The organism is Klebsiella sp. AqSCr (genome assembly GCF_008452795.1).
GTDB classification, from domain to species: Bacteria; Pseudomonadota; Gammaproteobacteria; order Enterobacterales; family Enterobacteriaceae; genus Klebsiella; species Klebsiella pneumoniae.
In genome coordinates, this window is the sequence record NZ_MJDM01000010.1 from 76,767 (window position 1) to 89,291 (window position 12,525).

15 protein-coding genes are annotated in these 12,525 nt (G+C 58.8%); 12 read left to right on the plus strand and 3 right to left on the minus strand.

Annotated elements, in window-relative coordinates; genetic code table 11:
• Nucleotides 1–81: 81 nt before the first annotated feature.
• From BHE81_RS24190 to dinF, 3 genes are all read left to right on the plus strand, one after another.
• Nucleotides 82–450, plus strand: coding sequence for a diacylglycerol kinase (locus BHE81_RS24190; RefSeq protein ID WP_002884819.1), 369 nt, complete (start codon nucleotides 82–84; stop codon nucleotides 448–450).
• Between the two features lie 122 nt (nucleotides 451–572).
• The gene (gene lexA / locus BHE81_RS24195; protein WP_002884822.1) at nucleotides 573–1,181 is read left to right on the plus strand and encodes a transcriptional repressor LexA; all 609 of its coding nucleotides are present in this window, start codon (nucleotides 573–575) and stop codon (nucleotides 1,179–1,181) included.
• A gap of 69 nt (nucleotides 1,182–1,250) precedes the next feature.
• Nucleotides 1,251–2,567 (plus strand): MATE family efflux transporter DinF, encoded by a 1,317-nt coding sequence (gene dinF, locus BHE81_RS24200; protein ID WP_004151748.1) that lies wholly within the window; start codon nucleotides 1,251–1,253, stop codon nucleotides 2,565–2,567.
• Between the two features lie 19 nt (nucleotides 2,568–2,586).
• On the opposite strand, the gene BHE81_RS28380 is transcribed toward dinF, so the two are convergent.
• The gene (locus BHE81_RS28380) at nucleotides 2,587–2,736 is read right to left on the minus strand and encodes a hypothetical protein (RefSeq protein WP_032410122.1); all 150 of its coding nucleotides are present in this window, start codon (nucleotides 2,734–2,736) and stop codon (nucleotides 2,587–2,589) included.
• Nucleotides 2,737–2,801: 65 nt separating this feature from the next.
• Between BHE81_RS28380 and BHE81_RS24205 the strand changes: the two genes are divergently transcribed.
• Nucleotides 2,802–3,011, plus strand: a complete 210-nt coding sequence (locus tag BHE81_RS24205; protein ID WP_004151747.1) for a CsbD family protein — start codon at nucleotides 2,802–2,804, stop codon at nucleotides 3,009–3,011.
• Nucleotides 3,012–3,106: 95 nt separating this feature from the next.
• Here the strand turns inward: BHE81_RS24205 and zur are convergent, their stop codons facing one another.
• A complete protein-coding gene (zur, locus tag BHE81_RS24210) occupies nucleotides 3,107–3,622 on the minus strand; it encodes a zinc uptake transcriptional repressor Zur (protein ID WP_002884931.1) in 516 nt (171 codons plus the stop codon).
• 249 nt (nucleotides 3,623–3,871) lie between these two features.
• On the opposite strand from zur, the gene BHE81_RS24215 reads away from it, so the two are divergent.
• The 3 genes from BHE81_RS24215 to pspG all read left to right on the plus strand — a co-directional run bounded on the left by BHE81_RS24215 (nucleotide 3,872) and on the right by pspG (nucleotide 5,841).
• A complete protein-coding gene (locus BHE81_RS24215) occupies nucleotides 3,872–4,360 on the plus strand; it encodes a cupin domain-containing protein (protein WP_002884935.1) in 489 nt (162 codons plus the stop codon).
• Between the two features lie 100 nt (nucleotides 4,361–4,460).
• A complete protein-coding gene (gene dusA / locus BHE81_RS24220; protein ID WP_024623071.1) occupies nucleotides 4,461–5,459 on the plus strand; it encodes a tRNA dihydrouridine(20/20a) synthase DusA in 999 nt (332 codons plus the stop codon).
• A gap of 139 nt (nucleotides 5,460–5,598) precedes the next feature.
• Nucleotides 5,599–5,841, plus strand: a complete 243-nt coding sequence (gene pspG / locus BHE81_RS24225) for an envelope stress response protein PspG (protein ID WP_002884940.1) — start codon at nucleotides 5,599–5,601, stop codon at nucleotides 5,839–5,841.
• 182 nt (nucleotides 5,842–6,023) lie between these two features.
• Here pspG and BHE81_RS24230 read toward each other — a convergent pair whose 3' ends face one another.
• Nucleotides 6,024–7,007 carry a quinone oxidoreductase gene (locus BHE81_RS24230; RefSeq protein ID WP_002884941.1) on the minus strand — a complete coding sequence of 328 codons (984 nt, stop codon included), beginning with the start codon at nucleotides 7,005–7,007 and terminating at the stop codon, nucleotides 6,024–6,026.
• A 169-nt stretch (nucleotides 7,008–7,176) separates the two neighbouring features.
• On the opposite strand from BHE81_RS24230, the gene dnaB reads away from it, so the two are divergent.
• From dnaB to BHE81_RS24255, 5 genes are all read left to right on the plus strand, one after another.
• A complete protein-coding gene (gene dnaB / locus BHE81_RS24235; RefSeq protein WP_002884942.1) occupies nucleotides 7,177–8,592 on the plus strand; it encodes a replicative DNA helicase in 1,416 nt (471 codons plus the stop codon).
• A gap of 31 nt (nucleotides 8,593–8,623) precedes the next feature.
• Nucleotides 8,624–9,703, plus strand: coding sequence for an alanine racemase (gene alr, locus BHE81_RS24240; RefSeq protein WP_004214117.1), 1,080 nt, complete (start codon nucleotides 8,624–8,626; stop codon nucleotides 9,701–9,703).
• Between the two features lie 176 nt (nucleotides 9,704–9,879).
• Nucleotides 9,880–11,073, plus strand: coding sequence for an aromatic amino acid transaminase (tyrB, locus tag BHE81_RS24245; RefSeq protein ID WP_110246482.1), 1,194 nt, complete (start codon nucleotides 9,880–9,882; stop codon nucleotides 11,071–11,073).
• Between the two features lie 190 nt (nucleotides 11,074–11,263).
• On the plus strand, nucleotides 11,264–11,977 hold the full coding sequence (gene aphA, locus BHE81_RS24250) for an acid phosphatase AphA (protein ID WP_004151745.1): 714 nt from the start codon (nucleotides 11,264–11,266) through the stop codon (nucleotides 11,975–11,977).
• Between the two features lie 130 nt (nucleotides 11,978–12,107).
• Nucleotides 12,108–12,524 (plus strand): secondary thiamine-phosphate synthase enzyme YjbQ, encoded by a 417-nt coding sequence (locus BHE81_RS24255; protein WP_002884951.1) that lies wholly within the window; start codon nucleotides 12,108–12,110, stop codon nucleotides 12,522–12,524.
• The last annotated feature ends 1 nt before the right edge of the window (nucleotide 12,525 follow it).

Consider the following 12,525-nt stretch of genomic DNA (forward strand, 5'->3'; position numbering starts at 1 on the left):
AACAGAAAGTGGGCAAAATTTCCGTTACCACGCGGCAAACGCGCACACTCATCGACGTCATTTACGTAAAAAGGTTTTGTGATGGCCAATAATACCACCGGGTTAACCCGGATCATTAAGGCGGCAGGTTACTCCTGGAAAGGATTTCGCGCGGCGTGGATCAACGAGGCTGCGTTTCGTCAGGAAGGCGTCGCCGCTATCGTGGCCGTCGCGGTAGCCTGCTGGCTGGACGTCGACGCCATCACCCGCGTATTGCTGATTGGCTCGGTCCTGCTAGTGATGATAGTCGAAATTCTCAACAGCGCGATTGAAGCGGTTGTGGACCGTATCGGCTCGGATTTTCACGAGCTTTCAGGGCGCGCCAAAGATATGGGGTCGGCGGCGGTTCTGCTGGCGATTATCATCGCGCTGATCACCTGGGGAACGCTGCTGTGGAGCCATTATCACTAACGTTCTTCGCTAACCCTCGCAAAATATGAACAATCCGCCGATTTTTGTGTGCCATGTGGTTCCAAAATCACCGTTAGCTGTATATACTCACAGCATAACTGTATATACACCCAGGGGGCGGAATGAAAGCGTTAACGACCAGGCAGCAAGAGGTGTTTGATCTCATTAGGGATCATATCAGCCAGACGGGCATGCCGCCGACGCGTGCGGAAATTGCTCAGCGCTTGGGGTTCCGTTCCCCAAACGCGGCGGAAGAACACCTGAAAGCGCTGGCGCGTAAAGGCGCGATCGAGATCGTCTCCGGCGCTTCTCGCGGTATTCGCCTGCTGACGGAAGAAGAGCAAGGCCTGCCGCTGATCGGCCGCGTCGCCGCCGGTGAGCCGCTGCTGGCGCAGCAGCATATTGAAGGCCACTATCAGGTCGACCCGTCGATGTTTAAGCCCAACGCCGATTTCCTGCTGCGCGTCAGTGGGATGTCGATGAAAGACATCGGTATTCTGGATGGCGATTTGCTGGCGGTCCACAAAACCCAGGATGTGCGTAACGGCCAGGTGGTTGTCGCGCGTATCGATGAAGAAGTGACGGTGAAGCGCCTGAAAAAGCAGGGCAATGTCGTTGAACTGTTGCCGGAAAACAGCGAGTTTTCCCCGATCGTCGTCGATCTGCGCCAGCAGAGTTTTACCATTGAGGGTCTGGCCGTTGGCGTGATCCGTAATGGAGAATGGCTGTAGCGCCTGCCTCTGCGCAGCGTCATCTGTTGCGTGACGCTGCGACGTTTTTCCTCAATCAGGTCCTCAAACATGCTGCTCAACGCTGCCGATAAAGCGCTGTGGCGTCTTGCCCTCCCTATGATTTTCTCCAACATCACCGTCCCGCTGCTGGGGCTGGTGGATACGGCGGTGATCGGCCACCTGGACAGCCCGGTATACCTCGGCGGCGTAGCGGTCGGGGCGACGGCCACCAGTTTCCTCTTCATGCTGCTGCTGTTCCTGCGCATGAGCACCACCGGGCTCACCGCTCAGGCCTGGGGCGCCAAAGATCCGCAGCGCCTGGCGCGGGCGCTGGTGCAGCCGCTGGCCCTGGCGCTGGGCGCCGGGGTGCTGATTATCCTGCTTCGCCTGCCGCTAATTGACCTCGCTCTGCATATTGTCGGCGGCAGCGAGGCGGTGCTTGAGCAGGCGAGACGGTTTCTCGAAATTCGCTGGCTCAGCGCCCCCGCCTCGCTGGCCAACCTGGTGCTGCTCGGCTGGCTGCTGGGCGTCCAGTACGCCCGGGCGCCGGTTATTCTGCTGGTGGTGGGTAATCTGTTGAATATTGTGCTCGATCTGTGGCTGGTGATGGGCCTGCGGATGAACGTCCAGGGAGCGGCGCTGGCCACGGTCACCGCGGAGTACGCCACCCTCATTATTGGCCTGCTGATGGCGAAGCGGGTGCTGACGCTGCGCGGCGTGTCGCTGGCGATGCTGAAAAATGCCTGGCGCGGGGATCTGCGCCGTTTATTGGCGTTGAATCGGGACATCATGCTGCGCTCGCTGCTGCTGCAGCTGTGCTTTGGCGCACTGACCGTATTCGGCGCCCGTCTGGGCAGCGACATCGTGGCGGTTAACGCCGTACTGATGACCATGCTGACCTTTACCGCCTACGCGCTGGATGGCTTTGCCTATGCCGTGGAGGCTCACTCCGGCCAGGCCTACGGCGCGCGCGACGGTAGCCAGTTGCTGGAGGTGTGGCGGGCGGCCTGCCGGCAGTCCGGCATGGTAGCGCTGGCGTTTGCCCTGATTTACAGCCTGGCGGGGCAGTACATTATCGCGTTGTTAACCTCACTGCCTTCCCTGCAGCAGCTGGCCGATCGCTATCTGATCTGGCAGACGATCCTGCCGGTGGTCGGCGTCTGGTGCTATCTGCTGGACGGCATGTTTATCGGCGCGACGCGCGGCGCTGAGATGAGGAACAGTATGGCGGTCGCCGCGGCGGGGTTTGCCGTGACGCTGCTTACGCTACCGGTGCTTGGCAACCATGGTCTGTGGCTGGCGCTGGCGGTGTTCCTCGCCCTGCGCGGCCTGTCGCTGGCGCTGATCTGGCGTCGTCACTGGCGACGCGGCACATGGTTTAGTTAGTCATCTCCCGTCATTGCCGCTAGCCGTGACCTTCCCCGGTCGCGCTACGCTTACAGGGCGATTCAATAGCCCGCCTCAGCGTGGCGCAAGCCGGGAACATCCTCTTCGCGTTATCCCGCGGTGCGATGGTTAAAAATTCCGAATAACGAATCGACGCCAGCATTCTCATCTATAGTTAATACCATGTCCGGCACAAAACGGGCTGTAAACCCACCGAATGATGAGGACGTTATTATGAATAAAGACGAAATCGGCGGTAACTGGAAACAGTTTAAAGGTAAAGCCAAGGAACAGTGGGGCAAACTTACCGATGATGATATGACCGTAATCGAAGGGAAGCGCGACCAGCTGGTCGGCAAAATTCAGGAGCGTTACGGCTATGAGAAAGATCAGGCTGAGAAAGAAGTCTCAGACTGGGAGCATAAGAACGACTATCGCTGGTAGCGTTCCTTGATCCGAAGAATGAAGCATTTGTGTTAGTGCCTGTCTGAATGGCGCAGGGACGCGCCGTTAACCCTTTTTCCCGCTGCGGCAGCCGCTCAGCGGGCTTTCTTTTTGAGCTGAATAGTATGATCGTGCTGGCAGTGTCCCGGGGTGCTGCAGGCTTCGACTTCCACGCAGCCCGCGCAAAGCCCGTGAGCTTCTATCACATTGTGGCGCAGGGCAAACCCCATGCGGGCCGCCAGCGTATGCATGATATCTTCCACCCCTTCCGCCGCTTCTTCTTTTACCACGCCGCAGCGGTCGCAGATAAACATGGCCGAGCTATGGGTCGGCTGGTCGAACAGATGGCACAGCACATAGCTATTGGTTGACTCTACCTTATGGACAAAACCCTGCTCGAGTAAAAACTCCAGCGCACGGTAAACCGTCGGCGGCTTCGCCTGCGGCTCTTTCTCACGTAGCAAGTCCAGCAGATCGTAGGCGCTGATTGCCCCTTGCTGCAGGCTCATCAGGCGCAACACTTCCAGACGCTGTGGAGTCAGGCGTACGCCGCGCTGTGCGCAAAGCTTTTCAGCATGCGCTAACATCTCTTGCGAAGGGGTCTTATCCATGAGCATCCTCGGGTTGCGTGAATTTGAATCTGTTACTTTATCACGTTCCTCAGAAAACACCGAGAGCCGGCAGGTGATACGGGTCATACTTCAGGTTGTCGGCACCGGCGCCCGTCCCGAGCGCTGGCCGCTTATTCTCGAGCAGACTACGCCTTAGCCGCTCGCTAAAACCACCATGTCCGATTTAATCACAACACGCCCGACCCTGGGTATGCTATATCTGAAGTGTCTCATTTTCGGGAGAAAACGATGAAACGACCTGATTGCATTCGCCACTGGCGCGAACTGGAAGGGCCCGACGATGCTACTTATCCCGACAGCCCGGAGCGTTTTTCAATCGGCGCGCCGCTGGGGCGAGGTTTACGTCTCAACCGGCTGGGGATCCACCACGAGCGGCTGCCGCCCGGGCGGCGCACCTCTTATCCACACGCGGAGAGCGATGAGGAAGAGTTCATCTACGTGCTGGAGGGCTATCCGGAAGTGTGGATAAACGGCTATCTCTGGAAGCTGGAGCCCGGCGACAGCGTGGGTTTTCCCGCTGGTACCGGCATCTGCCACACCTTTCTCAATAACACCGAGCAGGAAGTTCGTCTGCTGGTGGTGGGCGAGGCCAATAAGAAGTACAACCGCATTTATTACCCGCTCAATCCCGGCTATGCCGCGACGCGCCAGGATCGTTGGGTTGACCATCCGCCGCAGTTCTTCGGTCCACACGACGGCAAGCCGCGGAAAAAGTAATCATTTCAGGTGAGGGGCGAAGCGCGGCGCACTATGCGCCTGTGGTGTATCTTTATGCTATAGTAGCGCCCCTTTTTACCCGGATGCTTATTTATTCGCCATGATGCCTGAATCAACGTCACCTGTTTTCCCTGCTCACCGCTTCTCCATCGCGCCGATGCTCGACTGGACCGACCGACACTGCCGCTACTTCCTGCGGCTGCTGTCGCGGCATACGCTGCTGTATACCGAAATGGTGACCACCGGGGCGATTATTCACGGCAAAGGGGACTATCTGGCCTATAGCGAAGAAGAGCACCCGGTTGCTCTGCAGCTCGGCGGCAGCGATCCCCAGGCCCTGGCGCAGTGCGCGAAGCTGGCCGAGGCGCGCGGCTATGATGAGATCAACCTCAACGTCGGCTGCCCCTCCGACCGCGTGCAGAACGGGATGTTTGGCGCTTGCCTGATGGGCAATGCGCCACTGGTGGCCGACTGCATCAAGGCGATGCGCGATGTGGTGTCGATTCCGGTCACGGTGAAAACCCGTATCGGCATTGACGACCAGGACAGCTATGAGTTTCTGTGCGATTTCATTGAGACAGTCTCCGGCAAGGGCGAGTGTGAGATGTTTATTATTCACGCCCGCAAAGCCTGGCTCTCCGGCCTGAGTCCAAAAGAGAACCGCGAGATCCCGCCGCTGGATTACCCCCGCGTCTGGCAGCTGAAGCGCGATTTCCCCCACCTTACGATGGCGATCAACGGCGGCATCAAATCGCTGGACGAAGCCAGAGTACAGCTTGAGCATATGGATGGGGTGATGGTCGGGCGTGAGGCCTATCAGAACCCGGGCATTCTGGCCTCGGTCGACCGCGAAATTTTCGGCGTCGCCGGCGCGGATGCTGATCCGGTAGCGGTGGTGCGAGCCATGTACCCCTATATTGAGCGCGAGCTCAGCAAGGGCACCTATCTGGGCCATATTACCCGCCATATGCTGGGGCTGTTTCAGGGGATCCCCGGCGCTCGCCAGTGGCGTCGCTACCTGAGCGAAAATGCGCATAAAGCCGGCGCCGATATTGTAGTGCTGGAGCATGCCCTGAAGCTGGTGGCAGATAAACGTTAATTTCTGACCAAAACCTGGTGAAATTGACCACGCCTCGCGCACTGACGCGGGGCGTTTTCTTTTAAAGTCAAGTGCTTATGTTTGGCATGCTTTTTGTAATACCTGCAGAGTGAAGTATTCATTTTTTGGGGAGAGAACCATGCTGGAACTGCTATTTGTCATTGGATTTTTTGTCATGCTGCTGGTCACCGGCGTATCGCTGCTGGGGATTATCGCGGCAATCGTGGTGGCGACGGCGCTGATGTTCGTCGGCGGGTTGTTCGCCTTGATGATCAAATTACTGCCGTGGCTGCTGCTGGCGGTGGCGGTGGTGTGGGTTATTCGGGCGCTGAAATCCCCGAACGGAAATGCTTTTCGCGACAATAACCGTTGGCGTTACTAAGGTATTGAGGGGTGCGTCACAACCTGAACAATTTTGCAGACAACCGCGTAGGCATTGCTGCGCAAATCTGTCACTATTAGCGCGTTAACGAATTCATCGCGCTGTACCCTACATACAGCCGAACTAAAAAAAAGTAAGGGCTTCCCAGGTGGAAGCCCTAAACTTTTGCCCCTTCTGCCAACTTATGGCAGCAGCAAACTCGAACCCTGCGTCACCCGGCTCTCCAGAACTTCATGCGCCCGCCGCGCTTCGCTCAGCGGATAGATCTGACTTTCAGCCACGTCCACTTTAATCACCCCGCTGGCGATCAGCGAAAACAATTCACTGCAGGCTTCCTCCAGTTCTTCCCGGTTGGTGATATAGCCCTGCAGCGATGGGCGAGTGACGTACAGGGAGCCTTTTTGATTCAGGATCCCCAGATTAACGCCGGTCACCGGACCGGAGGAGTTACCAAAGCTGACCATCAGGCCGCGGCGCTGCAGGCAGTCCAGAGAGGCCTCCCAGGTATCTTTCCCCACCGAGTCGTAGACGACGGCCACTTTCTTACCGTCGGTGAGCGCCTTGAGCCGCTCCACGATAGACTCCTCGCGATAGTTAATCACCTGCCAGGCGCCCGCCTCTTTGGCGCGCTGCGCTTTCTGCGCGCTGCCGACGGTACCGATAAGTTTCGCCCCCAGCGCTTTCGCCCACTGACAGGCTATCAGCCCCACGCCGCCAGCGGCCGCGTGAAACAGGAACATCTCATCAGGCTTAATTTCATAGGTTTTGCGCAGCAGATACCAGACCGTTAATCCTTTGAGGAACGACGCGGCGGCCTGTTCGAAAGAGATAGCGTCCGGCAGGACCGCCGCTTTGTCGGCCAGCACATTGTGTACCGTGCTGTAGGCGCCGAGCGCCGACTGGGCGTACACCACCCGATCGCCTACCTTAATATGCGTGACCCCATGGCCAACTTTACTGACGATGCCGGCCGCCTCGGTGCCCAGGCCGCTCGGCAGCGACGGCGGCGGATAGAGGCCGCTGCGGACATAGGTGTCGATATAGTTGATGCCGATGGCTTTGTTTTCGACCTGAATCTCATGTTCTGCGGGATCGCGTGGCGTGAACTCAACCGCCTGAAGCACCTCCGGTCCCCCGTGTTTCGAAAATTCGATGCGTGTTGCCATGTTCGCTCCTGTGTTGTTCCGAGATTATTCAGTAAGCTTAACAGCCTGCGCCGGCGGCGACGGATTTTCTTACCCGCCTCAGGCCTGCCACGCTTAATGGGTTCTTTAGCGGCAATGGCTTTCTCGCTATACTGTCACGCTCTTTTCCGGATCGGTGAAATGTTAGGCTATGGCAGGAAATAAACCCTTCAACAAACCACAGACAGAAACCCGCGAACGCGATCCGCAGCTCGCCGGGCTGAAAGTCCCGCCGCACTCGATTGAAGCGGAGCAGTCGGTGTTGGGCGGTTTAATGCTGGATAACGAGCGCTGGGACGACGTCGCCGAACGCGTCGTTGCCGACGACTTTTATACCCGTCCGCACCGTCATATTTTTACCGAGATGGCGCGCCTGCAGGAGTCCGGCAGCCCGATTGACCTGATTACGCTCGCCGAGTCGCTGGAGCGTCAAGGGCAGCTGGACAGCGTGGGCGGCTTCGCCTATCTGGCCGAACTGTCCAAAAACACGCCCAGCGCGGCTAACATCAGCGCCTATGCCGACATCGTGCGCGAACGCGCGGTGGTGCGCGAAATGATTTCGGTGGCCAACGAGATCGCCGAAGCCGGCTTCGACCCACAGGGGCGAACCAGCGAAGATCTGCTCGACCTCGCCGAATCCCGGGTTTTCAAAATCGCCGAAAGCCGGGCCAACAAAGACGAAGGGCCGAAGAACATCGCCGATGTCCTCGATGCCACCGTCGCCCGTATCGAACAGCTGTTCCAGCAGCCCCATGACGGCGTCACCGGGGTCAATACCGGCTACGACGACCTCAACAAAAAGACCGCCGGCCTGCAGCCGTCGGATCTGATTATCGTCGCCGCCCGTCCATCGATGGGTAAAACGACCTTCGCGATGAACCTCGTGGAAAACGCGGCGATGCTGCAGGACAAACCGGTATTAATCTTCAGTCTCGAGATGCCCTCGGAACAGATCATGATGCGTTCTCTGGCCTCGCTGTCGCGCGTCGATCAGACCCGCATTCGTACCGGTCAACTGGACGACGAAGACTGGGCGCGGATCTCCGGCACCATGGGCATCCTGCTTGAAAAGCGCAATATCTATATCGATGACTCCTCCGGCCTGACGCCGACGGAGGTGCGCTCCCGCGCGCGGCGTATCGCCCGCGAGCACGGCGGCATCGGACTGATTATGATCGACTACCTGCAGCTGATGCGCGTGCCGTCGCTCTCCGACAACCGTACCCTTGAGATTGCCGAAATCTCCCGCTCGCTGAAGGCGCTGGCGAAAGAGCTGCAGGTGCCGGTGGTGGCGCTGTCGCAGCTTAACCGCTCGCTGGAGCAGCGCGCCGATAAGCGCCCCGTCAACTCCGACCTGCGTGAGTCCGGCTCTATCGAACAGGATGCCGACTTAATCATGTTCATTTACCGTGATGAGGTCTATCACGAGAACAGCGATCTTAAAGGCATCGCGGAAATTATCATTGGTAAACAACGTAACGGCCCGATCGGCACCGTGCGACTGACCTTTAACGGCCAGTGGTCGCGTTTCGATAATTATGCCGGTCCTCAGTATGATGATGAGTAATCCTTCCGCCTTCTTTTATTAAGGAATTCAAATGCAAGCGGCAACTGTAGTTATCAACCGCCGCGCTCTGCGACACAACCTGCAACGTCTGCGTGAACTGGCGCCCGCCAGCAAACTGGTTGCGGTAGTGAAAGCGAACGCCTACGGACACGGTCTTCTCGAGACCGCGCGAACGCTGACCGACGCCGACGCCTTTGGCGTCGCCCGCCTGGAAGAGGCGCTGCGCCTGCGAGCGGGGGGCATCGCCCAGCCGATCCTCCTGCTGGAAGGCTTTTTTGCTGCGGAAGACCTGGCGGTGATCGCCGCCCAGCGCCTGCATACGGCGGTGCATAGCCCCGAACAGCTGGCGGCGCTGGAGCAAGCCGATCTCCCCGAGCCGGTGACCGTGTGGATGAAGCTGGATACCGGCATGCATCGCTTAGGGGTGCGCCCGGAGGAAGCCGAGGCGTTTTATCAGCGTCTGAGCCAGTGTAAAAACGTCCGCCAGCCGGTGAACGTGGTGAGCCACTTCGCGCGCGCCGATGAGCCGACCTGCGGCGCCACCGAACGCCAGCTGGATATCTTCACCACCTTTACCGAAGGCAAACCGGGGCTGCGCTCTATCGCCGCCTCGGGCGGCATTCTGCTGTGGCCGCAATCGCATTACGACTGGGTGCGCCCCGGAATTATCCTGTATGGCGTGTCGCCGCTGGACGATCGCTCCACCGGGAAAGATTTCGGCTGCCAGCCGGTGATGACCCTGACGTCCAGCCTGATTGCGGTGCGCGAGCATAAAGCAGGGGAGCCCGTCGGGTACGGCGGCACCTGGATCAGCGAACGCGATACCCGTCTCGGCGTGGTGGCGATGGGCTATGGCGACGGTTATCCGCGTGCGGCACCGTCGGGCACGCCGGTGCTGGTCAATGGCCGGGAAGTGCCGATTGTCGGCCGGGTGGCGATGGATATGATCTGCGTTGACCTCGGACCGCAGGCCCAGGATAAGGCCGGCGATGCGGTAGTGCTGTGGGGAGAGGGGCTCCCGGTAGAGCGCATCGCCGAGATAACGAAAGTGAGTGCTTACGAACTTATTACGCGACTGACCTCCCGCGTCGCCATGAAATACTTCGACTAAGCCTCTGGCGTACCGGATAGCACAGAGGCTGATCCGGTACGCACCAGGCCTGCGGCGCTCAAAAAAGCGGTTTATACCGCTGCGCGGTCACTTTCCCCTCAACATCCTCTCGACCTGCCGTCATATCCGGTTTATTGTGTAAGAACCTGCCCCATGTAAACCTGGAGATACATCGCGTGTTTCAAAAAGTTGACGCCTACGCCGGCGACCCTATTCTTTCTCTGATGGAACGCTTCAAAGAAGACCCGCGAAGCGACAAAGTCAACCTGAGTATCGGGCTGTACTACAACGATGACGGCATTATCCCGCAGCTGCAGGCGGTGGCGGAAGCGGAAGCACGCCTGAACGCCGAGCCGCATGGCGCCTCGCTGTATCTGCCAATGGAAGGGTTGAGCGGCTACCGTCAGGCGATTGCGCCGCTGCTGTTTGGCGCAGAGCATACCGCGCTTAAGCAAAATCGCATTGCCTCTATTCAGACGGTCGGCGGTTCGGGCGCGCTGAAGGTCGGGGCCGACTTCCTCAAACGTTACTTTCCTGAGTCTCATGTCTGGGTCAGCGATCCGACCTGGGAAAACCACATCGCCATTTTTGAAGGGGCTGGCTTCGAAGTAAGTGCTTACCCCTGGTTTGATAAAGCCACCAACGGCGTGCGCTTTGAGGACCTGCTGGCGACGCTGCAAACGCTGCCGGCCCGCGATATTGTGCTGCTGCACCCTTGCTGCCACAACCCGACCGGCGCCGACCTGACGCCAGCCCAGTGGGACCGCGTGGTTGAGGTATTAAAAGCGCGTCAGCTGATCCCCTTCCTCGACATCGCCTACCAGGGCTTTGGCGGGGGGCTGGAAGAGGATGCCTACGCTATTCGCGCCATCGCCAGCGCCGGGATGCCGATGCTGGTCAGCAACTCGTTCTCCAAAATTTTCTCGCTGTACGGGGAGCGCGTCGGCGGTCTGTCCGTGGTCTCTGAAGACAGCGAAACCGCGGGCCGCGTGCTGGGGCAGCTGAAGGCCACCGTGCGCCGCAACTACTCCAGCCCGCCGAGCTTTGGCGCGCAGGTGGTGGCGACGGTGCTGAACGATGCCGGGCTGAAAGCCACGTGGCAGGCGGAAGTGGACGCCATGCGCGCGCACATCCTGACCATGCGCCAGGCGCTGGTCGACGCGCTGCAGCAGGTTGCCCCTGGCAGCAAAGTGGATTACCTGCTCAAGCAGCGCGGGATGTTCAGCTATACCGGATTCAGCGCGGCGCAGGTGGATCGTCTGCGCGATGAGTTTGGCGTCTACCTGATTGCCAGCGGACGCATGTGCGTGGCGGGGTTAAACTCACGTAATGTTCAGCAGGTAGCGAAAGCTTTTGCCGCGGTAATGTAAGCCGCTCTCCAGCAGGTTGTCTCTGCCGGTCAACGGGCAGGGGCAACCCCCTCGGATGTGATCATCCTCTTTTTCTATGACATCTGCGCGAAAAAGGCTTTTCATCCATGCCGCCGGCGGGTAAGGTCGGGACGTTGATAAGCATGCACATTATTGAAAACAATAATGATTGATAGATTTAGGGATAAATATGCGCAAACTTACTCTCGCCCTTGCGGCGGCTTCTCTCCTGTTCACGCTGAACAGCGCCGTTGTGGCGCGCGCCTCCACGCCGCAGCCGCTGTGGGTCGGCACCAACGTGGCCCAGCTGGCCGAGCAGGCGCCGATCCACTGGGTTTCGGTGGCGCAAATTGAGAACAGCCTGCTGGGGCGGCCGCCGATGGCCGTCGGCTTTGATATCGATGACACCGTCCTCTTCTCCAGTCCGGGTTTCTGGCGCGGGCAAAAAACCTTCTCTCCCGGCAGCGAGGATTACCTGAAAAACCCGCAGTTCTGGGAAAAAATGAACAATGGCTGGGATGAATTCAGCATGCCGAAAGAGGTGGCGCGCCAGCTGATTGCGATGCATGTGAAGCGCGGGGACAGCATCTGGTTCGTCACCGGCCGCAGCCAGACCAAAACCGAAACCGTTTCTAAAACCCTGCAGGATGATTTTCTCATCCCGGCCGCCAATATGAATCCGGTGATTTTCGCTGGCGATAAGCCTGGCCAAAACACCAAGACCCAGTGGCTGCAGGCGAAGCAGATAAAGGTTTTCTACGGCGATTCGGATAACGATATCACCGCCGCCCGCGAAGCGGGCGCCCGTGGCATCCGCGTGCTGCGGGCCGCCAACTCCTCCTATAAGCCGTTGCCGATGGCTGGCGCGCTGGGCGAGGAAGTAATCGTCAATTCCGAATACTGATGACCGCCTGAACGCGATAAACGGCAGCGACGGCGCTGCCGTTTTTTTATGCAAAATCAGGGGTGGAAGGTTTTACCTTTTCACGTATTGCTGCACACTTAGAAGGATTCATTCGCAAAAGGAGTCAATGATGTGGTATCAGCAAACCCTGACGCTTGGGCCAAAATCCCGCGGTTTTCATCTGGTCACCGACGAAATCCTTGGCCAGATCCGCGGGCTGTCCGGGGTGAAGGTTGGCCTGCTGCACCTCCTGCTCCAGCATACTTCCGCTTCCCTGACGCTCAACGAAAACTGCGATCCCACCGTCCGCTATGACATGGAGCAGTATTTTCTCAACGCCGTACCGGACAATGCGCCGTATGAACATGACTATGAAGGCCCTGACGATATGCCGTCGCACATCAAATCATCGATGCTTGGCGTGTCGCTAATGCTGCCGGTCGAGGACGGGCGCGTCAGGCTGGGAACCTGGCAGGGCATCTGGCTGGGGGAGCATCGGATACACGGCGGTTCGCGGCGCATCGTTGCGACGCTCATGGGGGAATAAA